Below are 26,186 nucleotides of genomic sequence, written 5' to 3'. Positions count from 1 at the left end.
GGCTACCATGTTGCGTGTTGCCGTCCCGAACAAGGGGGCGTTGTCCGAGCCTGCCGCCGAGATCCTGGCGGAAGCGGGGTACCGGCGGCGTACCGATCCCAAGGACCTGACCGTCATCGACCGGGCGAACGGGGTCGAGTTCTTCTTCCTGCGGCCCAAAGACATCGCGATCTATGTGGGTTCCGGGCAGCTCGACTGCGGCATCACCGGCCGCGACTTGGCCGCCGAATCCGACGCCCCGGTAACCGAACGGTTGGCGTTGGGTTTCGGGTCCTCCAGTTTCCGGTACGCCGGTCCCGCCGGGCAGGAGTGGGCGGTCGAGCAGCTAGCGGGCAAGCGCATCGCGACCGCGTATCCGAATCTGGTCCGGAAAGATCTGGCGGGCAAGGGAGTTGACGCGACCGTCATCCGACTGGACGGCGCTGTCGAGATCTCGATCCAGCTGGGTGTCGCCGACGCCATCGCCGACGTGGTGGGTTCGGGGCGCACGCTGAGTCTGCACAATCTGGTGGCGTTCGGTGAGCCGCTGTGTGATTCGGAGGCGGTGCTGATCGAGCAGGCCGGCAACGGTGACGATCCCAACCGCGCCGCGCGCGATCAGCTGGCCGCCCGGGTGCAGGGCGTGGTGTTCGGCCAGCAGTACCTGATGCTCGATTACGACTGTCCGCGTTCGGTACTGGAACGCGCCACCGAGATCACCCCCGGCCTGGAGTCGCCGACCATCGCGCCGTTGGCCGATCCGGATTGGGTGGCGGTCCGCGCCCTGGTGCCGCGCCGCGACGTCAACGCGATCATGGACGAACTCGCAGCGATCGGGGCGAAGGCGATTCTGGCCTCCGACATCAGGTTTTGCCGGTTCTGATTCGTTCGTCGGGGACCTTGCGGCGGTGTTAGCGTCGTTAACGACACCATCGCTCGAAGGGCTGCCATGAACTACGTGCTTCTCGCTCTGCTGTTCGCGCTCCTCATCGGCATCGTGGCGGGTCTGCGCGCGATGACACCGCTGGCCGTCCTGGCCTGGGGCGCCATGCTCGGCTGGATCAACCTCACCGACGCCCCGCACGGAGTCTGGTCGTCGTGGCTCGGCAATGTCATCGCGGTCGCGGTGTTGAGCATCCTCGCCGTCGGCGAGTTGGTGACCGATCAGCTACCCAAGACTCCGAGCCGCAAGGTGCCGGCGCAATTCGGCGCGCGGCTGGTGATCGGAGCCTTGGCCGGTGCGGTGATCGGCACGCCGTTCGGGCACATCTTCAGTGCGATCGGTGCGGGCATCATTGGTGCGGTCCTCGGAACGATGGGGGGCGCGCAGGTCCGGGGCGCGATCGCCAGGCAGTTCGGTGATGATCGGCCCGCTGCGCTGATCGAGGACGCCGTCGCGATCATCGGCGGGTTTCTCATCGTGTACCTGGCCGGCGTGAGCCTGGCATGACGACGCCGGTGGGCAGCAGCGGAGCGACCAGGTTCGACGCGATCATCGTCGGGGCCGGACAGGCCGGACCACCACTGGCGGGCCGGCTCACCGCCGCGGGCCAGACCGTCGCCGTGATCGAGCGGAAGCTCGTCGGCGGAACCTGCGTGAATTCCGGCTGTATACCCACCAAGACGCTGGTGGCCAGCGCGCACGCCGCCCACACCGCCCGCCGCGGCGCCGACTACGGGGTGTCCACCGGCGCGGTCAGCGTTGACATGACGAAAGTTAAGGCGCGCAAGGACGACATCATGCTCGGCGACCGCAGCGGCGTCGAGTCCTGGCTGGAAAACATGCCGGGCTGCACGTTGATCCGCGGCCACGCCCGCTTCGAAGACCCGCACACCCTGCGCGTCGGCGACGAGGTCCTGGCCGCTGACCGGATCTTCCTCAACGTCGGTGGCCGCGCCGTGGTGCCTGACCTGCCGGGACTGGCCGACATCGACTACCTCACCAATGTCGGGATTCTCGAGCTGGACACCCTGCCCGAGCACCTGGTGATCGTCGGCGGCAGCTACATCGGGCTTGAGTTCGCCCAGATGTATCGTCGGTTCGGTGCGCGGGTCACCGTCCTGGAGCGGGGGCCGCGGCTCACCCCACGCGAGGACGGGGACGTCTCCGCGGCGATCGCCGAGATTCTCACCGCCGAGGGCATCAGCGTGGTGACCGGTGCCGACGCATTGCGATTCAGCAAGCGGGACAGCGGATTCGAGGTTGTCCCGCGCGACGGTGCGGTCCCGATCGCCGGCTCGCACCTGCTGGTGGCGGTGGGGCGCAGGCCCAACACCGACGACCTGGAGCTGCAGCGCGCCGGAGTCGAGGTCGACGCCCGCGGATACATCGTCGTCGATGATCAGTTGCGGACCACGGCCGATCACATCTGGGCGATGGGGGACTGCAACGGCAAGGGCGCCTTCACCCACACCTCCTACAACGACTTCGAGATCGTGGCCGCCAACCTGCTCGACGACGATCCGCGCCGGGTCAGCGACCGGGTGCCCACCTATGCGCTCTACATCGATCCGCCGCTGGGGCGGGCCGGGATGACCGTCGATCAGGTTCGGGCGTCGGGTCGGCGGGCGCTGGTCGGCCGGCGACCCATGACCCGCGTCGGCCGCGCGGTGGAAAAGGGTGAGACACAAGGGTTTATGCAGATCGTTGTCGACGCCGACACCGAAGAGATCCTGGGTGCGGCCATTCTCGGAGTCGGCGGTGATGAGGTCATCCATTCGATCCTGGACGTCATGTCCGCCGGGAAGCCCTACACCGCGATCTCGCGGACCATGCACATCCACCCGACGGTCAGTGAGCTGGTGCCGACCATGCTTCAGGAGATGACCCCGCTGCAGTAGCGGTGGAACTCAAGGCCCCTGTTCGGCGAGTTGGCAGGCGATGAGTGAACGGGACAGACCCCGCAACGTGCGAGGGTTCATGCCGGTGAGGTCCGCCCACCGGTCGAGTCGGTACGTGACGGTGTTGGCATGCAGGTGAACGGACTTCGCGGTCTTGGCAATGGACATGTCCGCCGAGGCGAAGGACCGGACGGTCTCGGCCAGATGCGGGTGAGCGCGAGAGGCCTTGACCGCAGGCTCGAGAAGATCGTGGAGTCTGTCGCGTCCGGCGATCACCAATGCCTCCAGCCAGTTGTCGGCGAACCTCGCGGCAGTGTCGACCCCGGTTGTGCTACCCAGGGCCAGATGTGCGTCGGTGAGGCTTGCGTGGGCGCCGGCGATGCCGCGTCGTGCCATGCCTATTCCGAGTCGTCCAATGCTTAGTCCCTGTTCAACGAGACGGGTCCAGGACTCGGGGTCGGGGGGTTGGGCGAGAAGTTCGAAGCGTCCTTCGCCGGCCGCCCGTGCGACGACGGCGACCTGGGCTGACGTGATGGCGGTGACTGACTCGTAAGCCACGTCGGGCGAACTGTGCTCGGGTGGGCGCCAGTCGCATGCGACAAAGCTGCCCGACGGGTCAAAGCCGAGCTTGGCAGCGACCAGAGTGGCTTCCGGGTGGGTCTCGGGGTCCTCGAGCAGCTGGAAAAACTGGTGCGCCAACGTGATTCTGCCGGCGTCGAGTTCTCGGGCCACCCTGCTGTGCGCTCGAGCCATCGCCTCGGTGGTCCGGCTGGTCGCGACGAACATCAGCCGGCCGAGTTCCGGCAGCACCACGTTTGCTGATGTCGTCGCCTGCTCGGCGATGAGGTTCCAGATTTCCTGATCACCCGCCTGGTAGGCCGCGATCACTGCATCTATGGGCACACCCTGTGAAGCACGTTGAGCAGCGAGGTTGCTGGCCTTCGCCAACTCGGCATCGCTGAGTTCTCGGTGTTCGGCAAGCGCGGTCAGTCGTATTCGTAGCTGCTCGGCGACGTGGGCGGTATGCGTATGGCGGGGTACGACGGCATATGCCGGCAGTGCCGACCGGATGCCGTCGGTGAGGTGGCGCGCGGTCGCGGGTAGTTGATCGATGAGCTGGGTGCACAGCGAACGCACGAAGGACCACTCCGGGCGGGATTCGTGATCTTCACTAGGCACAGGCACCTCCGAGTGCGTTTTTTGCGGGACTTGTCGATTGCTACGCGGACGTATCTCACACAGACTTGGGTGTTATCACGAAGTGGTCAACGAATGGATTACATCAGAACATGGGCGCAGTCCAGAGCGCTTCGGCGCGCGATGCATCACCGCCGAGCCGACAAGCTAGCCCCCTCGAGGAGCGGTACGACCTGGAGGATGGCACCGTCCAGCTCAGTGGTTTGCAGGCTCTGGTCAGACTGCCGCTGGACCAGCGTCGACTCGATCTGCGCCGCGGACTCGACACGAGCATCTTCATCTCAGGCTACGAGGGCTCCCCGCTCGCCGGTCTGGATCTGCAGCTCACCCGGCAGTCGGCCCGGCTGGCAGACCATCGCGTGGTGTTCAGTCCCTCGGTCAACGAGGAACTCGCCGCATCGGCGGTGCAGGGCAGCCAGCTTGCATCGGCGTCACCGGACCGGCTGGGGGACGGTGTGACCGGCATCTGGTACGGCAAAGCGCCCGGCCTGGACCGAGCGACCGACGCCATCCGGCACGGCAATCTCGGTGGAACCGACCGCCAGGGCGGCGTCCTCGCGCTTGTCGGCGATGATCCGACCGCGAAGTCGTCGACAGTGCCGAGTAGCTCCGAGCCGGCCATCGCCGAACTCGGAATGCCCTGCATCGTGCCGGCTGATCCACAGGACATTCTCGACCTCGGGTTGCATGCCATCGCGATGTCGAGGTCGTGCGGATTGTGGGTCGCGATGAAGCTCGGCACCAACGTGGTGGACGGATCGAAGGAACTGGTGGTCCACCCGCGCCGGGTCATGCCCGTCGAACCTGATCGGCTCTTCGACGGTCGCGAGTTCGAACACACGGTGACCGCCCAAATGCTGCAACCCACACTCGGTCAGCTCGAAGCCACCCAGGTGAGGCAGCGGATGGAACTGGCGCGACGATACGCCGCGGCCAACCAGATTGACCGGATCGTCGGCGACCTCAGTGCAACCATCGGTGTGGTATGTGCCGGCGGCACCTATTTGGAAGTGCGCGAGGCCCTTTCGGCGATCGGCATTGACGCAGGCGCCATCTCCACCGGTGGCGTGCGGGTGCTGAAACTCGGCATGGTCCATCCGCTCGAACCGGGCGTCGTGTCCGAATTCGCGCGGGGGCTGACCGAGATCCTGGTGATCGAGGAGAAGAAGGCGTTCATCGAACTCGCGGTCAAGGACCTGCTCTACGGAATCCCGAACGCGCCAGGTGTGTTCGGCAAACGGAATGCCGATGGTACGGAATTGTTCCGCGCCGACGCGGACCTACCGGCGGACTACATCGCGCCCCGCCTAGCCGCCGCCCTTGTTCGGCACCGCGGCGACTCACCCGCCCGGCAGTGGCTCGACCAGCAGCAGCGAATTCGCCGCGCACCAAAGATGCTGCCGATCCTGCAACGAACCCCGTATTTCTGTTCAGGCTGTCCGCACAACAGCTCAACGCGAGTGCCGGGCGGCGCGCTTATCGGCGGAGGCATCGGCTGCCACGGGCTGATCACGTTCCTGCCCAAGGAACGGGTGGGCAGCAGCATCGGGCTGTCCGCTATGGGCGGGGAAGGTGCTGCATGGACGGGAATGTCGCCATTCGTCAGACAGCGACACCTGATCCAGAACCTCGGTGACGGGACTTTTCACCACTCGGGGTCGCTCGCGATCCGCGCTGCGATCGCTGGCGGAGCGAACATCACCTACAAGATCCTGTACAACGACACGGTCGCCATGACTGGCGGCCAAGAAGCGGTCGGCAAGATGGGTGTTCCGCGGCTGGTCGACGAATTGCTCGCCGAGGGTGTGAAGAAGGTCGTCATCACCAGCACCGCCCCGAAGGACAGCCGCCGCGCCTTCGGACGGATGCGTCGTCTGCCGGGCAACGTCAGCATCCGCCACCGCGACGAGCTCATCGAGGTTCAAGAAGAGCTGGCGGCGATCGACGGTGTCACCATCCTGATACACGAGCAGGAATGTGCCACCGAGTTGCGCCGTAAACGCAAGCGCGGACTTATCGAGACGCCGCCGCAGCGGATCGTCATCAACGAGCGGGTGTGCGAGGGCTGTGGAGACTGCGGAGACAAGTCCAACTGCTTGTCGGTCCAACCGGTCGACACCGAATTCGGTCGAAAGACCCAGATCCACCAGGCTTCCTGCAATCTCGACTTCTCCTGCATCAAGGGTGACTGCCCGTCCTTCGTCGAAGTCCGACCGCACACCTCTCACGGCACGCCGCTCTCAGCGCCCGTCGAGCGACTTCAGGCATCGGATCTTCCGGCGCCGATTCCCGTCGTGCGGGCCGCCGATTTCTCGATGCGGATCACTGGCGTGGGCGGGACAGGGGTCGTCACCGCCGCCCAGGTCATCACCGCCGCCGCGACTCACATGGGACTCAAAGTCACGGGGCTCGATCAGATCGGACTCGCGCAAAAGGGCGGTGCGGTGGTTTCGGACGTTCGAATCTCATCCGCACGGGGGTCCGGGAGCAACCGGATCGGCATGGGCGGCTGTGACCTCTATCTCGGGTTCGACAGCCTCGTGGCTGCGGCGCAGAGCAATCTCGACGTCATCGCACCAGGGCGCACCTATGCGGTGGTCTCGACCTCGGTCACTCCCACCGGAGCCATGGTCACCGACATCCACACCCAATATCCAGAGATTCAAGACCTGATCGACCGCATCGAATGGGCCGGCTCCCGGCCGGAGAACATCTTCGTCGACGTCGGAAAGCAGCTGGGTAAACCGTTCGACGGTGACCAGTTCGCCAACATCTTCCTTCTTGGAGTCGCGGTTCAGGCTGGCCTGCTGCCCGTTGATCCCGATGCCATCGAGTGGGCGCTGACCCTCAACGGCGTGCAGGTCGAGACCAACCAGCAAGCCTTCCGACGGGGACGGCGGTTTGTCGTCGACGGGGTCCGGGGAATTGGTCGCGACACCGGCGCAGCCGGCAGCGCGCGTCAGCAGGCAGTTGCGGAGATCGCGGCGGTCGTCGACAGCTCCCGCAGTGCCGGACTAGAGAAGACGCTGAGCCGCAACATCTCTGAACTCATCGCCTATCAGAACAAGGCCTACGCGAATCGCTACGCAGTCGCTGTCGAGGGAATGCGGCTGGCCGAAACGCGAGCGTCGGGGTCCAGCACCGTGACCGAGGAGTACGCCCGGCAGCTGTACAAGGTGATGGCCTACAAGGACGAGTACGAGGTCGCGCGCCTTCATCTCGACCCCCACCTCGCGCAGCAGATCCGCGACCAGTTCGGTGCGGAGGCTCGATTCTCGTTCCTGCTGCACCCGCCGATCTTTCGCGCCCTGGGGTTGGATCGCAAGATCAAGCTCGACGCCCGATGGGCGACCGCGGCATTCAGGCTGCTCTACGCGCTGCGCTTGCTCCGGGGAACTGCTTTCGACATCTTCGGAATCGGCGAGGTCCGACGTGCCGAGCGCGCGCTGATCACCGATTACCTGCAGGCCGCCGACACCGCGGCAGCGCTGCTTACCCCGGCCAACGCCGATCTGATTCTCGAACTCATCTCGTTGCCGGAGTGGGTGCGCGGATACGAGCAGATCAAAATGAGCTCGCTGCAGACCTACTATTCCCGGCGAGCCGACATCATCGAACGCCTGACGGCGAACGTCGCGACGGCCGCCCAGTAGCCCCCAGGCCTGTGTTGCGCACCCCGTCGTCGATCACCCAAGGAATCCCATGACCAATGCCGCCGAGTCCATTCAGAGTCGCTACACCCCAGGCGAATACGGCATCGACGTCGATCGATCCACCATCTGCTTTCAGGGTGCATCATTGTGGGGACTGATGGCCGTGCGAGGAGAATTCAAGCACTTCGCCGGCACTGGGCGATTGCGGGACGACGGCAGCGTCACCGGTCAGCTCGACATCGAGGTAGCTTCCCTGCACACAGGAATCGCCAAACGCGACAGGCACCTCACCTCGCCAGATTTCTTCGACGCCGACCGGCACCCCGTCATCACCCTCACGGTGGCCGACCTGCGTCTCCTACCGTCCGACAATGTTGCCCTCGAGGGAAAACTGCAGGTCAAAAACGTTGTAGAGCAGGTAACGCTCCTTGCCGCGCTGGATGCGCCGAACAGTCGTGCAGTGCACTTCAACTGCCGAACAAGATTGGATCGCACCGTATTCGGCATCTCTACCAACCAACTCGGCATGGTCTCGGACAACGTGGTGATCGACGCTCACCTGCGCTGGACGCGCTCTGCCTGACTGCCCGGACCCGCGCTCGAAAGGCAAACGACTGCCGTGCCCACGTCATCACAGAACACGAATCATCCACGGGTCATGTGGCGCCCCACCCCGGAGGAGGCGCGAAACTGTCGACTCGCACAGTTCCTGCAATGGTCCTGCACGCACAAGGACGTGCGTGCCGCAACGTACCGGCAAGCATGGGAGTGGTCCGTCGGGGACCCGTCGAGCTTCTGGTCGGCGGTGCGCGAATACTTCGATGTCATCGGTGACGGCTTCGAAGGCGCGGCGTTGACCATCGACGCCATGCCGGGAGCCAGTTGGTTTCCCGGGACTCGGCTGAACTTCGCCGAGAATGTGCTGCGCTACGCGTCGACCCCGGAGTTCGCCGACACGACGGCCATCATCGGCCTGAACGAAACGAACGAAGAGTCACGCGTCAGCTGGGGTGAACTCGCCGCGCAGGTCGCCGCAGTCGCCAGCGTATTTCGTGGCCTGGGCATCGGACCGGGGGACTCGGTAGCGGCGGTATTGCCGAACATTCCCGAGGCCATAGTGGCTCTATTGGCGACGGCGGCCGTCGGCGCCGTGTGGACGGTCAGTTCGCCGGAACAGGCCCCGCGGGCGATCCTTGATCGGCTTTCGCAAGTTCAGCCGAAACTGTTGATCGGGTCAGCGGGGTATCGATTCGGCGGCAGGGACATTCAGTGCATGAGGCAACTGAATCAGTTGCGCTCCCAGCTACCCTCGGTACAGCACTGTGTCCTGGTTGGCGACGCCGCCGAGACGGACAGTCCCGACCCGGACATCCGCGGATGGCTCGACTTCCGCTCCCTGACGGCGCAGAAGGCGGCACCGCACTACGAACGGGTCGGATTCGACCACCCGCTGTGGATCCTGTTCACCTCTGGGACAACAGGTCTGCCGAAGGGAGTTGTGCACGGCCATGGTGGAATCACTCTCGAAGCGCTGAAGAGTGGGGCACTCAACCACGACATCGGTGTCGGCGACATCTATTACGTCGCTGCGAACACCTCATGGATGGTGTGGAACGTGCTGCTGTGCAACATGGCCTGTGGTGCCACAGTTGTGACCTATGCCGGGTCGCCGGTTTTCCCCCACGTCGATCGCCAGTTCGAGATTCTTGCGCGGACTCGCGCAACGAAGTTCGCCACCGGCGCCGCGTACCTGACGCGTGTGCAGCAACAGATGACCACGTCACCCCGCGATATGTGGGACCTGAGTGCGCTCACCCAGATCCTCTCGACGGGATCCCCGCTCCCCACCTCGACGTGGGAATGGGTACATGAGCACGTCAAACAGCGCGTCCACCTTGGCTCCTCGTCCGGGGGTACCGAGATTTGCAGCGCCTTCATCGGCCTGAATCCGCTTGACCCGGTGTACCTGGGTGAAGTTCAGGGGCCCGCTCTCGGCGCGGCTGTCGAGTCATGGGATCCCCTTGGGCAGCCACTGGTCGGCCAGGTCGGCGAGATGGTGATCAGACGATCCATGCCCTCGATGCCGGTGCGCCTCCTCAACGATGACGACGGATTGCGCTACCGTGCGGCCTACTTCGAACGCTTCCCGGATGTCTGGACACACGGGGACTGGGTCACAGCGACGTCGCGCGGCGGATTCATTGTTCACGGTCGAAGTGATGCGACCTTGAACCGCTCCGGTGTGCGATTCGGAAGCAGCGACATCTACAGCGCACTCGAAGACGTCCCTGAGGTGCTCGACGCGCTCGTCGTCGGCGTGGAGTCCGAAACGGCGGGCGACTACTACATGCCCCTCTTTGTCGTTCTCGCCAGCGGTGAGATCCTCGATGACCTTCTGCGGGAGAGAATTCGGACAACCATCCGCCGTAACGCTTCGCCACGTCACGTTCCGGACGAGATCGTCCAGGTGCCGGCGGTTCCGGTCACGCACACTGGCAAGAAGGCCGAAGTGCCGGTCAAGCGGATCCTGCAAACGTCATCGAGCCTCACTGCAACGGTATCGCGCAACTCTTTGTCCAACCCTGAGGCTGTGGACTGGTATATCGCCTTCGCTCGTAGTCGAGCCGCCGGTCGGGAGCGGGACGATTAGGAAGCTGACAAACGCTCGTTCGAGCTTCCACGTGGGTGGCCGTGCCGGCCGTCCTAGGCTGGGCACATGCCCAAGAACCGTCAGGAAGTTCCCCTTGCCCAACGCAGGAGGCTCATCGTGGACGAGGCCCGGCGGCAGTTCTCGGACACGGGCTATCGCGGCACTACGGTGACGTCAATCGCCAAAGCGCTCGACCTCACCTCGGCGGCGATTCACTGGTACTTCCCCACGAAGGACGACTTGTTCGCGGCGGCCTTCGTCGCGATATTTCAGGAGGCGACGGCGCGGGTGTTGTCGCACCTCGAATCGCAAGACGATCCGAGGGGAGAGCTGATCGGGGTGCTCGAGGAGATGCATCCGTATAAGGGGCTGTTCCGGGAAGCCTACGAGCGGATGACGTCCTCTGCGTCGTTGCGTGGGACCTACGCCGAGGTGATGGATTGGGTTGACCAGCGACTCATCGCCGCTATCTCTCGCCGGGCTCCAGATGCAGACGTCGGCCTGTTGACCGATACGGCACACGTCCTGCTGGAAGGCCTGCTGATCAGCGTTCGAGAGGTCGACCGGCCGATGGCAGAGATGATCGACCTTCTGATCGACCCCCTTGCCGCAGCTGCAGCCGCACGTTCACGGCAGTCCGAATGACGCATTGACTGTGAGCCACCTCTCATGGCATTCTCTTAACTCATAGTTAAGAGAGCGCACGCTCACCCGCGCGCACCGAAGAGAAAGCGATCGCAGTGGTCTCCCCAGTCAAACTTGCCCACGTCGTCCTACGGACCGGCGATATCGAGCGCATGACGCAGTGGTACGTGCACGTCTTGGACGGGCGCGTCGTATTCGCCAACGACGCGCTGGCGTTCATCACCTACGACGACGAGCACCATCGAGTGGCGCTCCTCAATGCCGGCACGACCGAGCACCCAGGGCCGACGCACTGCGGGCTTGAGCACGTCGCCTTCACCTATGCAGAACTCGGCGATCTGCTCGACAGCTACCAGCGACTCAAGCAAGACGACATCGCACCGTACTGGTGTATCAACCACGGACCCACCACTTCGATCTACTATCGCGATCCCGACAACAACCAGATCGAGTTGCAGATCGACAACTTCGACACCGAGGAAGCCCTCAAGGAGTTCTTCGACTCCGGCGCTTTCGCGGCCAACCCCATCGGGGTGGAGTTCGACCCCGACGAACTGCATGCGCGGCTGCGCGCCGGCGAGCCGATCAGCGATCTGGTCAAGCAGTCCGGCAAGCCGGTTGCACTCAACGAGGTCCCGTGATGGCCACCGATACGCCCGTCGTCATCGTCGGTGCCGGGCCAGTGGGGTTGGCCACCGCTTATGTTCTGGGCCGGCACGGAGTGCCAAGCCTGGTGTTGGAGAAGTTCGACGGAGTCAATCCCCATCCGCGAGCACACGTGCTCACGTTGCGCACGATGGAGATACTGCGTGAGTGGGGACTTGCCGACAAGGTCCGCGACGAAGCCGTTGGTCCCGAGTGGAAAAATGTGGTGTGGCGGAACACTTTCAGCGGAGAAGAGTTCGGCCGCATCGTTCTTCCCGCGGAGTCACAAGAGCACACCGACTTCGTGTCACCGACTGTGACGACCTCATGCGCCCAAGACCGAGTCCAACAGATCCTGCTCGACGCCGTGTGCGAGCAAGGAATTGCCGAGGTCCGATTCGGCACCGAGGTCACCGATATCGAGGACAAGGGCGATCTGGTTCACGTCCAGCTCCGGAACGGCAACAGTGTGTTCGAAAGTGTGACCGCTCGGTATGGCGTTCTGGCCCACGGCGCATCGGGCGTGCTGCGTGATCGGCTGGCTATCGACATGGACGGTATCCCCGAGTTCGGACGCCAGATCAACGTCTACTTCCACGCGGATCTCTCGCGCTGGACCGATGACGACCCGGCCCTGCTGGTCTGGTTGCTGAATACAGTTGCCCCTGGCGGGCTGATCGGCATGGATGGAAAACGGCGGTGGACGTTCAACTTTGGCTACGACCCAGAGGTCGAGACCGTCGCCGATTACACGTTCGAGCGCTGTGCCGATCTGGTCCGCAAAGCGATCGGAGTCGCCGACATCGACGTTGAGGTGCAGTCGATCGGCACGTGGCGGCTGGCGTCCCGCATCGCCCGCATCTACCGCTGTGGCAACATCTTCCTGGCCGGTGACGCCGCACATGAGTTCCCCCCTACCGGCGGACTCGGCATGAACACCGGCATCGCTGACGCTGACAACCTTGCCTGGAAGCTGGCCGCGGTGCTCACCGGATGGGCCCCGGAATCACTGCTCGGGACCTATGAAGGCGAACGAAAGCCGGTCGCTGTGAGCAATGCCGAGTTCAGCGTCAACAATGCGATCAAGATGGCCGAGTGCGGGTTGGGTCCCACCACCGAATCCATCGCCGCGCTGCTCGAAAGTGACGACCCAGAGACCGCCCGTGCAGAGCGGGCACGTCTGGCCGAAGCCATTCCGCGGCAACGTGATCACTTCGGATCCATCGATCAGGAAATCGGCCACATCTATGGGAACGATTGCGCGCCCACCGCGGCGATCTATCCGGACAGCCACGGTGTTGAGGGAGGGCGTCCGGCGCACCGATGGGTCACCCGGGCAGGGGTGAAAATCTCCACCCTCGATCTGACCACCAGCGGGTTCACTCTGATCACCGGACCTGATGGGGTGGCGTGGGCGGAGTCGTTCCAACACGTGGCCAACGGAGTGCCCCACGAAGTAGTGGTGATGGGCCGCGACATCGACACTGGCGGTGAGGATCCCTTCGGCATCGGTGACCACGGTGCCATTCTGATCCGTCCCGACGGGCACATCGGCTGGCGTACCGAAGCCCGCTCCGACAGCCCGGTGGTCGAACTGACGCTGGCGCTGGACAAGATCTTCGGCGCCCGTCAGCTCACCAGCTGAGCGGCAAGGCAACATGCCGCCCGCGTACCGGCATCGCAGGAATCGGCCGTCGGCCAGCAGCAACGGAAGGGAACAAGTATGCGTATCTATTCCACCAGCGCGGGTATCGCCACGGAGCGTGAAGCGGGTCGGATGGCGGTGCTCGATCTGTCGTACCCCGATATCGGGGCAGTACTGAAAGGTCCAGGCCTGCAGGCCATCGAAGCCGCAACGGTCAGAACCACCGTGACTCCAGACGAGGTCGAGATCTACGCGCCGGTCGCACGTCCCGGCAAGATCCTCATCATCGGCTACAACTACCCCAGTCACGGAGACGAAGTTCGCGAAGCCCGCGGCGACGTCAAGCTCCCCGAGGAACCGAACTTCCAGATCGTCGCGGGCTCGGCAGTGGTTGGGCCGTACGCACCGATCACATTGCCCAAGATCGCGGGCGGGAAGGTCGACTACGAAGGTGAAGTCGCCGTGGTGATCGGACACGTGGCCAAGGACGTCCCGTCGGAGCAGGCGTGGTCCCGCGTTGCCGGGTTGACGGTCATCAACGACGTGTCCGCCCGCGACATCCAAGGGCGAGCCATGAGCGGCGACCTCACCGTGTCGATCGGGACCGCGAAAAGTTTCGACAGCTTCAAACCTATGGGGCCCTGCCTGGTCACCGCGGATGAATTCGAGCCGACAAACCTCGACCTGGGTCTGATCACGCGCGTGAACGGAGAGATGCGACAGAACGACCGCACCGGCACCTGCGTCCATTCGATCGCAAAGCTGGTTTCCTATCTCTCCACGTTCACCACCTTGGAGCCTGGCGATGTCATCTGCACCGGAACCCCCAGGGGCGTCGGCTACTTCTCCGGCCGCTTCCTCCAGTCCGGCGACGTCGTCGAGGTCGAAGTAGGCCGAATCGGAACCATCCGAAACACCGTCCTAGCGCCATAGTTCACCGAAATCCCCACATCCGGCAAGCGTCAATGCTTCCTTGTCCGCCCGCGCGTGTCCTGCTTGATCCGCCCAGGAGCGGCCAACGCCAACGCCGGCTAGAAGAAAGTCGCAACACCTTTGACAATCCACGCATTCGACCTGTTCGCACTCCGCGAAGAGCACGAAGCTCTGCGAGAGGCGATTCGCGCCTTGGCAGAAAAGGACATCGAGCCTTTCGCCGCCGACGTCGACGAAAACTCACGGTTTCCGGAGGAGGCCCTCAGTGCCCTGAACACCTGGGGTTTCAACGCGATCCACGTGCCCGACGAGTTCGGTGGGCAGGGGGCGGATTCGGTGGCGGCTTGCATCGTCATCGAGGAAGTGGCACGTGTCGATGCCTCGGCCTCCCTCATTCCCGCGGTGAACAAACTCGGCACCATGGGGTTGATACTCAACGGCTCCGACGAACTGAAGCACCACGTGCTGCCTGCCATCGCAGGCGGCGAGATGGCGTCCTACGGCCTTTCGGAACGTGAGGCCGGCTCCGACGCGGCGGCCATGCGGACGCGTGCCCGCCCAACGGCTCACGGATGGGTACTCAACGGCGCAAAGGCTTGGATCACCAATGCCGGCAGATCCACCTGGTACACCGTCATGGCGGTAACAGATTCCGACAGCGGCGCGAACGGCATCTCGGCATTCATGGTTCATAAAGACGATCCGGGATTCTCGGTCGGCAACCACGAGCGCAAGCTCGGCATCAAAGGCTCTCCAACGGCCGAACTGCACTTCGACCAGTGTGAGATCCCCGGCGATCGCATCATCGGCGCACCCGGAACTGGATTCAAGACCGCACTGCAAACCCTTGACCACACCCGCCCCACCATCGGTGCCCAGGCCGTGGGCATCGCGCAGGGCGCACTGGACAAGGCTGTCGCCTACGTCAAGGAGCGCAAGCAGTTCGGCAAGCCAATTGCTCGATTTCAAGGCGTGGAGTTCATGATTGCCGATATGGCGATGAAGATCGAAGCCGCCCGCCTCATGGTCTACACCGCGGCAGCACGCGCCGAACGCCGCGAAGGCAACCTCGGATTCATCTCCGCAGCAGCAAAGTGCTTCGCTTCGGATGTGGCCATGTCCGTGACCACCGATGCGGTCCAGCTTTTCGGCGGCGCCGGGTACACCCGTGACTTCCCCGTGGAGCGAATGATGCGCGACGCCAAGATCACCCAGATCTACGAGGGAACCAATCAGATTCAGCGTCTCGTGATGTCGCGTGCCCTACTGCGCTGACGGGAAAGCCGTAGCCACCGGACACCACGTGCTCAGCCGAGAGGAGACAGAGCGTGACAGGTCCCTCGCCGCCATCAACTGATGCACCAGCACATTCCGGTCGCGTGCGCGCCGCTACCGGCACAGCACCCATCGAGACCGAAGGCCGAACCGCTGTCGAGAAGGCATGTGTGTTGTTGTCGGCATTCAGTCATCATCCTGACGGCGTGATTGGAGTCAGTGAACTCGCGCGACGGTCGGGGTTGACCAAATCTACGGCATTTCGACAGCTCAACATACTCGAACGGGCCGCCATGGTAGAACGCGTCGGACGCGGCTACCGAATCGGCCGCGGAATCAAAGCGCTGGCCCACGGCGCGATAGAACACGAGCACACCACGTTGATCGCAGAGCTCACACCTTATCTTGTAGAGGCGTTCGAACACGCCAGGCAGACAGTTCAACTCGGTGTTCTCGATGGGGATGACATCGTCTTTCTTGCCACCATCCGGGGACACCACACCCTGGCTACACCAAACCACCCGCGGTTACGGTTGCCCGCGCACACCACCGCGGGGGGTAGGTTGCTGCTTGCTTACCGCGGGACGCCGCTCCCGGCCGTCGGCACTGCGCACCTGTTACGAAGACAGTCAGTCGCATTCGATATCGGCGACACTGACACGAGGGTCTGCTGTGTTGCTGCTGCCATCACGACCTCTTCCTACGGACCACCTCTGGCATCGATATCGATCTGCGCGCCCACCGGCACCTCACTAGCCGCGGCCGCCAATATTCTCATCCATATTTCGCGAGTTGCATCCAGACATCTCAAGGCCAGCCTCGCCAACCTTGGTTAACGGCCCGCGGTGCTGATCCCGCTGAGGTGACTGCGTGACTGCAACTTCCGATCAGCACTAGTCACGGCGACGTCGTCGCCCGACCCACTGCGTGCGGTCGCATTCCCCGCACACTCCGCCCCTGACGGATCCGTCGAGGCGGCGCTCGAGCCGGAAACCAGTGTGCCATCCTGCGGCACAACATGTTTCGGATTTGTGCGACCTAAGTCACGATCGACCCATGATTGAGGCACGCACCACCGATGTCAGGTACTCGCCGAATCCCTAACACCGGCGGAAGTAACTGGATCTCGCCGAGGTCGACGACCTGGCGGCAAGTTATCGACACGTGTAAGAGCCTTCGCTCCAGGCGATCACGTTGCTCACAACCCAAGGAAACTCTCATGCCATATTCGACCAACCGGCATCCGCGAGGAATGGCAAGGTACGGCGTCTGCCGACACAGAGGCGCGAAAGCTGTAGCTCCTACCAAGAGGACTTCGCGTTGCCCTGCCTTCTGCTCGTTAGCACGCGTACTAGTGGCATTAGTCGCAGTCGGGTGCGCCATTCCCGCCATGTCGGCGCCGGCGGCGCGGGCAGAGCCCGACTGCCCGCCGAACATCGGGTATCAGCCGGAATGCGCCTACCGCCCGTTCTACACCCCGCCCAGCCCGCTGCCTGACGGGGTCGCAGGCGACATCATCCGAAGCGAGCCGTCCCGCATCTCGCTCGACCCCGCTGGCCACGGCGAGTACGCCGGTTCGGGGACACGGATCATGTACCGAAGCACGGACGGCCGTGGCCAGCCGGTGGCCGTGTCGGGAACCTATATCGAACCGAAACGTCCATGGGTCGGAAGCGGCCCACGGCCACTTATCGCCTTCGCCCCCTTCTATCAAGGGCTAGGTGATCAATGTGCGATCTCCCGACTCCTCAGTGAAGGCACCTTCCACTACGGTGGATTCCTCGATTTCGTCTTCTACTTCGAAGCGGGTTTCATCGCGACGATGCTCGACCGCGGATTCGCCCTCGTCATCACCGACTACCAAGGCACTGGAACTTACGGTCCCCCCACCGCCGGCGTCCGGATCCCCACCGCGCACGCCGTCCTCGATTCCGCGCGCGCAGCCCAGCGCCTGCCCGGAACATCCCTGGCGCCTGACGGACCCGTCGCATTCTGGGGTTATGGTCCCGGCGGCACCGCGGCCGGCGCGGCGGTGGAGATGGCTCCTGGCTATGCCCCCGACCTCAACGTCGTCGGGGCTTGGATCGGGGCGCCGATGGCGGATCCCATGCTCAGCATGGACTACGCCGATGGATCGGCGATGGTCGCCACCATCGGCTACGCCCTGAACTCATTTGTTGCTGCGTTCCCCGAGGCCGAGCCCGTCCTCAAGCAAGCTCTGACCCCGCGGGGTTTGGACTTCCTGAACAAGACCCGATACGAGTGCGCCGACGAAGTGATCCTCAAATTCCAGTTTCGGCATCTCCAGCCATATTTCAGCCAGGAAATACCTCAGATGTTCTCCGCCGAACCTGTCAGGTCGATGCTGGGAGCGCAACGATTGGGCTCACTCAAACCCGCGGCGCCGGTGAACATCGACATCAACAGATTCGACCCGCTCAACCCCTGGGTGGGTGCACGACAACTCGCCGCAGACTGGTGCGCAAGGGGCGCGGACGTCGAATTCTGGACCAACCAGCAGCCGCCGTTCCTGAACAAGGTGGCCGTGAATCACCTCCTCACCTACTTCGTCGACGGAGAACGCGGATTGCAATGGATCACTGACCGTTTCAACGGCCTACCCACCACTCCCAACTGTGATCGACTGCCTGCCTTGGAGCTACCTGGCGAGTAGACGGGACGACCGTCCGCGCACCCACCGCGAGCCAGGAACGCTTCGCCGAACTCGCGGCGCTAGGGGGCGCGTGTCGGTTCCGAGTGGCAGGCTTACCGCGGGACGGGCGTGGTTAGAGGGCAACCGGCGCCGCGTCAGCGACCGGGTGCCGTCGTATCGGGTCTACGTCGATCCGCCGATGACCAGGATCGGCCGGGCAGTGAGGTCTGAGAAACACGGCATCGTGCAGATCGACGCCGACGCCGAAGAAATCCTGGGTGCGCCTATCCTCGGCGTCGGCGATGACGAGGTCATCCACTCGATCCTGGACATCATGACCCCGCTGCAGTAGCGCCCTGCAGCGCAATCCGGCCGGCCATGAGCTGGCGGGTCACGGTGGCGACCCGACGGCCGAGGTGCGCAGCGGTGCGCAGGTCGGCATCGTGCAGCCCAGCCGATTCCGCGTCGACGTCGGTGGCAGCTCCTGCACCCAGCCAGAATCCGAGCCGGTTGAGGTCGAATTCGCTTGCACCGCTGGCATTCCAGCCCGCCGTCAGCCCGAGGTTGACCCAGTGCATGTGGTGCTGGGCGGCGAACACGGCCAGCGCGCTGAGGGTCTGCAGCTTGTCGCCGGCCTTGGCCCCGGAGTTGGTGAAGCCGGCGCCGACCTTGTCGCGCCATGTCCCGTCCATGCAGCGACGGCCGGTGCGCTCGGCGAAGGCCTGGAAGCCGGCCGACACGTTGCCCATGTAGGTCGGGCAGCCGAAGATGATCGCGTCGGCGCCGTCGAGGGCGGCCCAGTCGTCATCGGTGAGGCCGTCGACGGAGATGGTGCGCACCGCGGCGCCCCCGGCCCGGGCGCCGTCGGCAACGGCACCGGCCAGCGTTGCGGTGTGGCCGAAGCCAGAGTGGTAGGCGACCACGACGCTCGGTGTGGTCATGGCCGCGTCCGGGCGTACACCGTCTCGGCGACCTCGCGGTAGCGCTGCTGCCAGTCCGGCAACGCCGCACCGGACAGGTGGGCCTCCAGGCGGTCGAGGTAGGCATGGGTGCCGGGCCGGAAGCCGTTGGCGTTGGGCACCCCGAGCCCGCGATGGGTGAACCGCAGCAGGGTGCCGTCGCCGTCGCGGCGCAGTTCGTAGCGCACCACCCCCGGTTCGACGATGCGCTGATTCCATTCGTGTTCGAAGACGTGTGGCGGGTCCCAGACCAGGATTCGGCCGGTCATTGTCTTCAGCTCGGCCGCGATCGGGGGTGCGGATGGCACCATCTCGATGGTTCCGCCCTCGCGGCCGTCGATCGTGGTCTGGCCCATCCAGTGTGCGCGTTCGGCGGGATCGGTGATGGCCGCCCACACCCGTTCGACGGGGTGGGGCAACCGTCGCTCGAAAGTCAGTACAGCGCGGTCGTTTTCGATGCTGAGCCGGCCCTCGCGGCTGGTCATAAGTCCTCCTGGGCATTGATGTGCAGGTGGCGTTCGAGTGCGTCGAGGTGGTCGGTCCACAACTGCCGGTAGCGGTTGATCCAGCCGTCGACGGCGACGAGTCCGTCGGCGCGCAGCGCGTAGATCCGGCGCTGGGCGTCGGGGCGGACTTCGACCAGCCCGACCTCCCGCAGGATGCGCAGGTGCCGCGACACCGACGGCTGGGTCAGCTCTGGTAGGGCGGCGACCAGTTCGCCGGCGGTCCGGTCGCCGGTGGCCAGCGTGTCCAGTAGCACCCGCCGGCTGGGTTCGGCGATCGCCTCGAAGACGTCCATGGCGCTAGTATTGCAGCGCTTCTATATAGACGCAAGCAAATATTAGCGGCGCTGCACCAACAGGGTCTGGGCCGAGGTCCCGATGAATCCGTCCCGGTCGAACAGTTCGGCGGTGGTGACGCCGATCCCGTCCGGCCCGATCGAACCGCGGGCGCGCAATCCGAAATCCGCTCCGGTCGGCAGCCGATGTAGATGCACGGCGGTGTCGGTGTTCATGAATACGAACTGCTCCGGATCTATCGCTGCGCCAACACCATTGGCGGAATCGACCACCATGGTCAGCCGTTGCAGCGCGGTCGTCGGCTCGTCGTCGACCAGGCCGACCAGCGGGGTCAGCCAGTAGACGGCGCTGGCCCCGTCGTCGTACTGCGGTCGCCACTGCACCGAGTCGATGTAGCCGCCGGCGTCCTTCCACTGCAGGGCCAGGGGAGCCGTGGGGCCCTCCACCAGCGGCGGAAAGCGGTCGGTCACAGCGTCCCGGGTGTCGGAGGTGGCCAGCGCCCACGCCGTGACGCGGGCGACCGGACGGTCGGCCGACATCTCCGCCGACAGCATCGAGATGCGACTGCCCGGTCGGTCCACCCGGACCCGAACCCGCAACTCGCTCACCGGGATCGCGCCGAGGATGTCGAGCGTCAGGCGTCCGATTCGCATACCGGGCGCCAACCGCTCCTCGATGGCCTTGGTCAGCAGCGCCAGCGGCGGGGAGCCGTGCTGGATTTCCGGTGTCCAGTTGCTGCGGGTGTGGTCGGTGGAGGCGAACACCACGGCGTCGCCGTCGCTGCCCACCCGGCGGTAGTAGCACTCGGTCATGCGGCCGGCTCGCTGTGCAGGGACTCCGGCCAGCCCGGGTAGGGCGGCGGCGTGCCACCGTAGGCCGGGCACAACGCCTGGTGGCTGCACCAGTTGCACAGCCGCGACGGGTTGGGCCGGAAATCGCCCGTGGCGCCAGCGGATTGGATCGCCCGCCAGATCGCCATCAGGGTCTTCTCGAAACGCAGCAGCTCGTCGAGATCGGGCGCGTAGTCCAGCAGCTGCCCGTCGGCGAGGTAGATCAACCGCAGTCGGGTGGCCAGCACGTCGCGCGACCGCAACAGTGCGACCGCGTAGAACTTCATCTGGAACAGTGCCTTGAACTCCGCCAGCGCCCGGGCCGCCGGCGGCGCCTTGCCGGTCTTGTAGTCGACGACCCGCAGCTCACCGGAGCCAGCCACGTCGATGCGGTCGACGTAGCCGCGCAGCAGGGTCCCGTCGGCCAGTTCGACCTCGATGCGCTGCTCGCAGCTCTGCGGGTCGAACCGGGTGGGATCCTCCAGCCGGTAGTAGCCGCTCAGCAGCGCGCGTGCTTCGGTGACGAGTTGGGTGCGCTGATCGTTGGTCAGGTCCGCGGCAAGGTCGGGATGGTCGGCCAGCACCCGCTCGGCGGCCGGGTCGACCAGCGACAGCGCGGTCAGCGGCCCGCGATCGGCGGCCGGCAGGCCGTAGAGCTGCTCGAGGGCGGCATGCACCACCGAGCCGCGCAGCTGGGCCGTCGACGGTGGTTCGGGCAATCGATCGATGGCCCGGAAGCGATACAACAGCGGGCACTGCTTGAAATCGGCGGCCCGCGACGGCGACAGCGCGGGGCGCGGACGTTGCGCTGGCCCGCCATCGGTGCTGCCAGAAGTCATCCACCAACCCTAGGGCCCGGCGCCGACAACCGGACGGCACGAGCAGCGGCGAGTCCCGCTATGGCAGGCTGAACGGCTGTGACCGACACCCGTCCGATGAGCGCCAGCGAAGAGGACGATCCCACCCGTCCGACCGGTCCCTTCGTCATCGGGGATCGCGTCCAGCTCACCGACGCCAAGGGCCGTCACTACACGATGATCCTGACCCCGGGCGGCGAGTTCCACACCCACCGCGGCGCGATCGAGCACGACGCGGTCATCGGCCAGCCGGAAGGCAGCGTGGTCAAGTCGACCAGCGGCGACGCGTTCCTGGTGCTGCGGCCGCTGCTGATCGACTACGTCCTGTCGATGCCGCGCGGAGCCCAGGTCATCTACCCCAAGGACGCCGCGCAGATCGTGCACGAGGGCGACATCTTTCCTGGCGCCCGGGTGCTGGAGGCCGGGGCGGGCTCGGGAGCGCTGACCTGCTCGCTGCTGCGTGCGGTCGGTCCTACGGGGCAGGTGATCTCCTACGAGGTCCGCGACGACCATGCGGTGCACGCCCAGCGCAACGTGGCCACGTTCTTCGGCCGGTCACCGGAGAACTGGCAGCTGATCATCGGCGACCTGGTCGACTCCGAGCTCGACGAGGCCTCTGTGGACCGCGCCGTGCTGGACATGCTCGCCCCGTGGGATGTGCTCGACACCGTGTCGCGGCTGCTGGTGCCGGGCGGGGTGCTGATGGTCTACGTGGCCACGGTGACCCAGCTGTCCAAAACGGTGGAGGCGCTGCGCGAACAGCAGTGCTGGACCGAACCGAGGGCATGGGAGACGCTGCAACGCGGCTGGAACGTCGTCGGACTGGCGGTGCGCCCCCAGCACAACATGCGGGGCCACACCGCGTTCCTGATCTCGGCGCGGCGGTTGGCGCCCGGGACTCTCACCCCGACACCGCTGCGCCGCAAGCGGCTTGCGCCGTAGTCAGTCGTCGTCGCTGCGGCGCAGGCTTCGCCGCGCCGACAGCAGCTCGATCTCCGGGCGTGCGGCGACCAGCCGCTCGGCGGCGTCGAGAACCTCCACCACATGGGCGCGGTCCCCAGCCACGACGGCCATCCCGATGCCGGCCCGCCGGTGCAGGTCGGCGGATCCGGTTTCGGCCGCCGACACGGCGAACCGCCGCCGCAGCTCGGCGACGATCGGGCGGACCACGGCCCGCTTCTCCTTCAACGAGTGGACGTCACCGAGCAGGACGTCGAACTCCAGCCACCCGATCCACATGTCACGGGGGCGGGGACGGGCTTGGCGGCGGTTGGCCGGCCGGGCTCGGGCTCGCCGCGCTGGCCCCCCGGGCGTTGCCGAACGCCAGCAGCATGTCGGCGGTCTCCCGGGACAGCTGCCAGCCGCCGCCGACGGGATGAAACTCCATCGGGAACGTGAAGCCGCCGGGGTTGGCCGCATTCGACGTGGTGACGTTGACCGTGGCCAGCGCATCGCCCGCACGCCGATCCGACCACCGGATCTCGTCGGCGGTGAACGTCAGCGGGGTGAAGCCGCCGTCGCGCAGGGCGGCGGCGAACGTGTCGATGGTCGCCGCGTCGTCGGGGGTGGTGGCTTCGACGAGCGTCAGTTTGTCTGTGCCCCGCACCGCCGGGTCGGCCAGCCGGTAGAGCACATCGGTCAGCGCCTCGGGGGCCGGCAACTGCGCGGCGTCGACCGGCGGCTGCCCCAGGGCCCCCGCCGCGGACTGTTCGATTGGACTCGGCGCGGACTTCGACTCGCTGTGGTCAGAACACCCCGACAGCCCGAGCGCCGCCACAATAGTGGCGGCGCTCAGAACTGCGGACAGGGTGTGACGCATCCAGCGGAGACTCAGCCGGCTCCCTGCATCAGCATTAGCGCCGACTGCTTGGTCAGCTGCCAGCCGCTGGGGCTGGGGCCCTCGACGAATTGGATGCTCTGGGTCGCGGCCTGACCGTTGGGCGCCGTCGCGGTGACGTTCGCCGTCGCAGTCGGGCCTTCCTGGTCGATGTCGGCGACGTTGAAGCTCAGTGGGAGCAGGCCCTTGGCCGATGCGTTGTTGAATGCACGGTCAGCGGCGATGCCCTCGATGCGGCCCAGACCGAACTGGATGTAGGAGGCCTTGGAGCCGGAGAAGGACCCGCCGCCCTGGATGCCGTTCAGGGTGTCAACCAGCTGGGCCTGGAGCTCGGGTGCCGGCGTCTGCGGCATGGGCACGCCGAAGACGACGGGTTGTACGGCCGGCGAGGCGGCCGGGGAGCTGAATGCAACCGAGGTCACACCGGCGGCAACGCCCCCGACGATCGCGGCGGCGGCAACGCCCGTGGCTAGCAGTTTCAGGGTCACGGCTGTCCTTTCGTTCGGCCCGACTCAGTAAGAGGTTAACAGTGTTGCCAGTGTGTCGAATTCCCTGAACGCACATGATTCTGATTGGGCCGGTAGCGTTGAGGTATCCACCGCACCAACTCTCGGGTGTGGGAGAGGAGCGCAACATGAGTGAGGCACAAGAGCCACAACTGTCCAGCGAGGATGCTGCCGAACTGGAGCAGCTGCGCCGCGAGGCGTCGGTCCTGCGTGAGCAGCTCGAGAACGCAGCGGGACAAGGCAACGCCCGCAGTGCTCGTGATGTACATCAGCTCGAGGCGCGGATCGACTCGCTGGCGGCGCGCAACGCCAAGCTGATGGACACCCTCAAGGAGGCGCGCCAGCAGCTCCTTGCGTTGCGTGAAGAGGTGGATCGCCTGGGTCAGCCGCCGAGCGGCTACGGCGTCCTGCTCGGCGCCCACGACGACGACACGGTCGACGTGTTCACCTCCGGCCGCAAGATGCGGCTGACCTGCTCGCCCAACATCGACGTCAAGGCGTTGAAGAAGGGCCAGACCGTTCGGCTCAACGAAGCCCTCACGGTTGTCGAGGCGGGCACCTACGAGTCGGTGGGCGAGATCAGCACGCTGCGCGAGATCCTCGCCGACGGTCATCGCGCGCTGGTCGTCGGGCACGCCGACGAGGAGCGCATCGTGTGGCTGGCCGAGCCGCTGGTGGCGTTCGAGGACCTGCCCGAAGAAGTGGCCGACGAACTCGACGACGACCTGCGGCCGCGCAAGCTGCGTCCCGGCGATTCGCTGCTGGTCGACACCAAGGCCGGTTACGCCTTCGAGCGCATCCCGAAGGCCGAGGTCGAAGATCTTGTCCTGGAAGAGGTCCCCGATGTCGCCTACAGCGACATCGGTGGTCTGACCCGCCAGATCGAGCAGATCCGCGACGCCGTCGAGCTGCCGTTCCTGCACAAGGAGCTCTACCGCGAGTACTCGCTGCGCCCACCCAAGGGTGTGCTGCTCTACGGCCCTCCCGGCTGCGGTAAGACGCTCATCGCCAAGGCGGTGGCCAACTCGCTGGCCAAGAAGATGGCCGAGGTGCGTGGCGAGGACGCCCGCGAGGCGAAGTCCTACTTCCTCAACATCAAGGGTCCCGAGCTGCTGAACAAGTTCGTCGGCGAGACCGAACGGCACATCCGGTTGATCTTCCAGCGGGCCCGGGAGAAGGCGTCGGAGGGCACTCCGGTGATCGTGTTCTTCGACGAGATGGACTCGATCTTCCGCACCCGCGGCACCGGTGTGAGTTCCGATGTCGAGACGACGGTCGTGCCCCAGCTGCTCAGCGAGATCGACGGCGTGGAGGGGCTGGAGAACGTCATCGTCATCGGTGCCTCCAACCGCGAGGACATGATCGACCCGGCGATCCTGCGGCCGGGCCGCTTGGACGTCAAGATCAAGATCGAGCGGCCGGATGCCGAAGCGGCACAGGACATCTTCAGCAAGTACCTCACCGAGAACCTGCCGGTCAACGCCGACGATCTGGCCGAGTTCGATGGCGATCGCGGGCAGTGCATCAGGGCGATGATCGAGAAGGTCGTCGACCGGATGTACGCCGAGATCGACGACAACCGATTCCTGGAGGTCACCTACGCCAACGGTGACAAGGAAGTCATGTACTTCAAGGACTTCAACTCCGGGGCGATGATCCAGAACGTCGTGGACCGCGCCAAGAAGTACGCGATCAAGTCGGTTCTGGAAACCGGGCAGCGGGGTCTTCGGATCCAGCACCTGCTGGACTCGATTGTCGACGAGTTCGCCGAGAACGAGGATCTGCCGAACACCACCAACCCCGATGACTGGGCACGGATCTCGGGCAAGAAGGGTGAGCGGATCGTCTACATCCGCACGCTGGTCACCGGCAAGAGCTCCAGCGCCAGCCGGGCCATCGACACCGAGTCGAACCTCGGTCAGTACCTGTAGTCACAGGGCCGGGCCCGCAGGCCCGGCCCCCTGGCTCAGGAGCTCGGCTGGACCGGGTTGTCGGTGTTGTGCAGGTACCACAGGCCGTCGTCGGCTTGCCCGCAGAACCACCACTTGTAGACCGCGTCCTCGTGGAAGTCGGCCAGCCGCAGTCCGGGCCCGTCCGCTTCGCATTGAGCCTGGGTAGCCCAACTCCAGGGAATGCCGTTGTCGGGATCCACCAAGATGATGTCGGTGGCGTTGGCGATGCCGGCTGCGTTGGCCAGTCCGAGTGCGACGGCCGCTGTGATGAACACCGTCTTCTTCATTGGCTTCATGGGCACGTCCCGTTCTAGCGAGTGACATCGATA

The 26,186-nt window shown here is 65.2% G+C and carries 25 protein-coding genes and 1 pseudogene; 16 read left to right on the top strand and 10 right to left on the bottom strand.

Translation table 11 applies throughout. The features are described from left to right. Positions 1 to 7 precede the first annotated feature (7 nt). The 3 genes from hisG (at position 8) to ADBZ9K_RS05895 (ending at position 2,820) form a co-directional block, all read left to right on the top strand. Complete coding sequence (gene hisG / locus ADBZ9K_RS05905; protein WP_526619104.1) at positions 8 to 862, top strand: ATP phosphoribosyltransferase; 855 nt, start codon at positions 8 to 10, stop codon at positions 860 to 862. Between the two features lie 66 nt (positions 863 to 928). Beyond that, positions 929 to 1,429 (top strand): DUF4126 domain-containing protein, encoded by a 501-nt coding sequence (locus ADBZ9K_RS05900; protein WP_526619103.1) that lies wholly within the window; start codon positions 929 to 931, stop codon positions 1,427 to 1,429. Continuing rightward, a complete protein-coding gene (locus ADBZ9K_RS05895; RefSeq protein ID WP_526619102.1) occupies positions 1,426 to 2,820 on the top strand; it encodes an FAD-containing oxidoreductase in 1,395 nt (464 codons plus the stop codon). Before ADBZ9K_RS05900 ends, ADBZ9K_RS05895 begins: the two co-directional genes overlap by 4 nt. A 9-nt stretch (positions 2,821 to 2,829) precedes the next feature. Here the strand turns inward: ADBZ9K_RS05895 and ADBZ9K_RS05890 are convergent, their stop codons facing one another. Beyond that, positions 2,830 to 3,999, bottom strand: coding sequence for a PucR family transcriptional regulator (locus tag ADBZ9K_RS05890; protein WP_526619101.1), 1,170 nt, complete (start codon positions 3,997 to 3,999; stop codon positions 2,830 to 2,832). Positions 4,000 to 4,109: 110 nt separating this feature from the next. Here ADBZ9K_RS05890 and ADBZ9K_RS05885 point away from each other — a divergent pair, with 110 nt between their 5' ends. The 11 genes and pseudogenes from ADBZ9K_RS05885 to ADBZ9K_RS05835 all read left to right on the top strand — a co-directional run. Continuing rightward, positions 4,110 to 7,670 carry an indolepyruvate ferredoxin oxidoreductase family protein gene (locus ADBZ9K_RS05885; protein ID WP_526619100.1) on the top strand — a complete coding sequence of 1,187 codons (3,561 nt, stop codon included), beginning with the start codon at positions 4,110 to 4,112 and terminating at the stop codon, positions 7,668 to 7,670. Positions 7,671 to 7,719: 49 nt separating this feature from the next. After that, complete coding sequence (locus ADBZ9K_RS05880; protein ID WP_526619099.1) at positions 7,720 to 8,253, top strand: YceI family protein; 534 nt, start codon at positions 7,720 to 7,722, stop codon at positions 8,251 to 8,253. A gap of 75 nt (positions 8,254 to 8,328) precedes the next feature. Then, positions 8,329 to 10,320: an acetoacetate--CoA ligase gene (locus ADBZ9K_RS05875; RefSeq protein ID WP_526619098.1), complete on the top strand. Its 1,992-nt coding sequence runs from the start codon at positions 8,329 to 8,331 to the stop codon at positions 10,318 to 10,320. Positions 10,321 to 10,386: 66 nt separating this feature from the next. Next, entirely contained in the window at positions 10,387 to 10,965 is a 579-nt protein-coding gene (locus tag ADBZ9K_RS05870; protein ID WP_526619097.1) for a TetR/AcrR family transcriptional regulator, read from the top strand. 95 nt (positions 10,966 to 11,060) lie between these two features. Further along, complete coding sequence (locus ADBZ9K_RS05865) at positions 11,061 to 11,606, top strand: VOC family protein (protein WP_526619096.1); 546 nt, start codon at positions 11,061 to 11,063, stop codon at positions 11,604 to 11,606. Next, complete coding sequence (locus tag ADBZ9K_RS05860; protein ID WP_526619095.1) at positions 11,606 to 13,255, top strand: FAD-dependent oxidoreductase; 1,650 nt, start codon at positions 11,606 to 11,608, stop codon at positions 13,253 to 13,255. The genes ADBZ9K_RS05865 and ADBZ9K_RS05860 overlap by 1 nt, the downstream gene beginning before the upstream one ends. Positions 13,256 to 13,387: 132 nt before the next feature. Next, on the top strand, positions 13,388 to 14,188 hold the full coding sequence (locus ADBZ9K_RS05855) for a fumarylacetoacetate hydrolase family protein (RefSeq protein ID WP_526619094.1): 801 nt from the start codon (positions 13,388 to 13,390) through the stop codon (positions 14,186 to 14,188). Positions 14,189 to 14,308: 120 nt separating this feature from the next. After that, positions 14,309 to 15,463: an acyl-CoA dehydrogenase family protein gene (locus ADBZ9K_RS05850; RefSeq protein ID WP_526619092.1), complete on the top strand. Its 1,155-nt coding sequence runs from the start codon at positions 14,309 to 14,311 to the stop codon at positions 15,461 to 15,463. A 53-nt stretch (positions 15,464 to 15,516) separates the two neighbouring features. After that, positions 15,517 to 16,299: an IclR family transcriptional regulator gene (locus ADBZ9K_RS05845; RefSeq protein ID WP_526619091.1), complete on the top strand. Its 783-nt coding sequence runs from the start codon at positions 15,517 to 15,519 to the stop codon at positions 16,297 to 16,299. Positions 16,300 to 16,853: 554 nt separating this feature from the next. Next, positions 16,854 to 18,137 (top strand): lipase family protein, encoded by a 1,284-nt coding sequence (locus ADBZ9K_RS05840; RefSeq protein ID WP_526620763.1) that lies wholly within the window; start codon positions 16,854 to 16,856, stop codon positions 18,135 to 18,137. 112 nt (positions 18,138 to 18,249) lie between these two features. Continuing rightward, positions 18,250 to 18,456: pseudogene (locus ADBZ9K_RS05835) on the top strand (pyruvate/2-oxoglutarate dehydrogenase complex dihydrolipoamide dehydrogenase); the annotation flags it as partial. Here ADBZ9K_RS05835 and ADBZ9K_RS05830 read toward each other — a convergent pair. Genes ADBZ9K_RS05830 through ADBZ9K_RS05810 form a run of 5 tightly spaced genes read right to left on the bottom strand, consistent with a single transcriptional unit; the run spans position 18,449 to position 21,544 of the window. Beyond that, positions 18,449 to 19,057, bottom strand: coding sequence for a flavodoxin family protein (locus ADBZ9K_RS05830; RefSeq protein ID WP_526619090.1), 609 nt, complete (start codon positions 19,055 to 19,057; stop codon positions 18,449 to 18,451). The pseudogene ADBZ9K_RS05835 and the gene ADBZ9K_RS05830 sit on opposite strands and share 8 nt — an antisense overlap. After that, positions 19,054 to 19,560, bottom strand: a complete 507-nt coding sequence (locus ADBZ9K_RS05825) for an SRPBCC family protein (RefSeq protein WP_526619089.1) — start codon at positions 19,558 to 19,560, stop codon at positions 19,054 to 19,056. The genes ADBZ9K_RS05830 and ADBZ9K_RS05825 overlap by 4 nt, the downstream gene beginning before the upstream one ends. Further along, positions 19,557 to 19,874: an ArsR/SmtB family transcription factor gene (locus ADBZ9K_RS05820; RefSeq protein WP_526619088.1), complete on the bottom strand. Its 318-nt coding sequence runs from the start codon at positions 19,872 to 19,874 to the stop codon at positions 19,557 to 19,559. The genes ADBZ9K_RS05825 and ADBZ9K_RS05820 overlap by 4 nt, the downstream gene beginning before the upstream one ends. Before the next feature lie 42 nt (positions 19,875 to 19,916). After that, a complete protein-coding gene (locus tag ADBZ9K_RS05815; RefSeq protein WP_526619087.1) occupies positions 19,917 to 20,687 on the bottom strand; it encodes an acyl-CoA thioesterase domain-containing protein in 771 nt (256 codons plus the stop codon). After that, positions 20,684 to 21,544, bottom strand: a complete 861-nt coding sequence (locus tag ADBZ9K_RS05810; protein WP_526619086.1) for a RecB family exonuclease — start codon at positions 21,542 to 21,544, stop codon at positions 20,684 to 20,686. The genes ADBZ9K_RS05815 and ADBZ9K_RS05810 overlap by 4 nt, the downstream gene beginning before the upstream one ends. A gap of 96 nt (positions 21,545 to 21,640) precedes the next feature. Between ADBZ9K_RS05810 and trmI the strand changes: the two genes are divergently transcribed. Next, positions 21,641 to 22,504: a tRNA (adenine(58)-N(1))-methyltransferase TrmI gene (gene trmI, locus ADBZ9K_RS05805; RefSeq protein WP_526620761.1), complete on the top strand. Its 864-nt coding sequence runs from the start codon at positions 21,641 to 21,643 to the stop codon at positions 22,502 to 22,504. Here trmI and ADBZ9K_RS05800 read toward each other — a convergent pair whose 3' ends face one another. From ADBZ9K_RS05800 to ADBZ9K_RS05790, 3 genes are read right to left on the bottom strand one after another with little or no spacing between them, the layout of a single operon-like run. Next, positions 22,505 to 22,801 (bottom strand): DUF503 domain-containing protein, encoded by a 297-nt coding sequence (locus ADBZ9K_RS05800; protein ID WP_526619084.1) that lies wholly within the window; start codon positions 22,799 to 22,801, stop codon positions 22,505 to 22,507. A gap of 1 nt (position 22,802) precedes the next feature. Further along, positions 22,803 to 23,381, bottom strand: coding sequence for a lipoprotein LppK (gene lppK, locus ADBZ9K_RS05795; RefSeq protein ID WP_526619083.1), 579 nt, complete (start codon positions 23,379 to 23,381; stop codon positions 22,803 to 22,805). A gap of 11 nt (positions 23,382 to 23,392) precedes the next feature. Next, positions 23,393 to 23,887 (bottom strand): MTB12 family secreted protein, encoded by a 495-nt coding sequence (locus ADBZ9K_RS05790; protein ID WP_526619082.1) that lies wholly within the window; start codon positions 23,885 to 23,887, stop codon positions 23,393 to 23,395. A gap of 146 nt (positions 23,888 to 24,033) precedes the next feature. Between ADBZ9K_RS05790 and arc the strand changes: the two genes are divergently transcribed. Continuing rightward, positions 24,034 to 25,836, top strand: a complete 1,803-nt coding sequence (gene arc, locus ADBZ9K_RS05785) for a proteasome ATPase (RefSeq protein ID WP_526619081.1) — start codon at positions 24,034 to 24,036, stop codon at positions 25,834 to 25,836. Positions 25,837 to 25,871: 35 nt separating this feature from the next. Here arc and ADBZ9K_RS05780 read toward each other — a convergent pair whose 3' ends face one another. Beyond that, positions 25,872 to 26,153 (bottom strand): hypothetical protein, encoded by a 282-nt coding sequence (locus tag ADBZ9K_RS05780; RefSeq protein ID WP_526619080.1) that lies wholly within the window; start codon positions 26,151 to 26,153, stop codon positions 25,872 to 25,874. Between the last annotated feature and the right edge of the window lie 33 nt (positions 26,154 to 26,186).

It is taken from the genome of Mycobacterium sp. (genome assembly GCF_965229265.1).
GTDB lineage: Bacteria > Actinomycetota > Actinomycetes > Mycobacteriales > Mycobacteriaceae > Mycobacterium.
Note: the sequence above shows the minus strand (reverse complement) of the source record. Positions and strands in the feature narration are given on the sequence as shown.